The following is a 534-nucleotide window of genomic DNA, read 5'->3' as shown; positions in this document are numbered from 1 at the left end:
GAATCTAACTTAAAGGAGTAAAACCATGGAAAAAAAATACGAAATGACTGATGAAACAATCGAAGTTGGGGGCAAAACTCTCCACCGCATTCGTGCATTGAGAAACTTTGGAAGAGTCAAGAAAGGTGACGTTGGTGGTTTTAAAGGTGACGTTGGTGGTTTTATTGAGCATGAGGGTAACCTCTCTCATGAGGGCGGTTGTTGGGTTTGGCATGATGCCGCGGTTTGTAATAACGCTAAGGTTTTTGGGAATGCACAGATATTCGAAAAATCAATAATTAGAGATAATGCCAAGGTTTGTTGTGATGCCATGGTTTATGGTGATGCTCAAGTTTTTGATGATGCGCATATTTATGACAATGCACAGATTTATGGTGATGCGCATATTTATGGCGATAACGTCATGTCCACTGGAGAAAAATCATGGTGAAAAAATACGAACTAACTGATGAGACAATTGAGTTTGATGGAAAAACTCTTCACCGTATTCGTGCTTTAAGGGATTTTGATGATGTCAAAAAAGGAGATCTTGGT

1 protein-coding gene is annotated in these 534 nt (G+C 39.3%); it reads left to right on the top strand.

The annotated features are described in order from the left end of the window. The first annotated feature begins 25 nt into the window (after positions 1–25). The gene (locus ACFIMU_RS08775) at positions 26–430 is read left to right on the top strand and encodes a hypothetical protein (protein ID WP_375697043.1); all 405 of its coding nucleotides are present in this window, start codon (positions 26–28) and stop codon (positions 428–430) included. The last annotated feature ends 104 nt before the right edge of the window (positions 431–534 follow it).

The sequence above is a fragment of the Bartonella sp. AC70YNML genome, assembly GCF_042196545.1.
GTDB lineage: Bacteria > Pseudomonadota > Alphaproteobacteria > Rhizobiales > Rhizobiaceae > Bartonella.
The sequence above is the reverse complement of the archived record's forward strand: the minus strand, read 5'-3'. Positions and strand labels throughout refer to the sequence as shown.

What these genes read in the sequence shown, in the direction of transcription:
- ACFIMU_RS08775 (WP_375697043.1), top strand. Translation starts at nt 26, where the DNA reads ATGGAAAAAAAATACGAAATGACTGATGAAACAATCGAAGTTGGGGGC.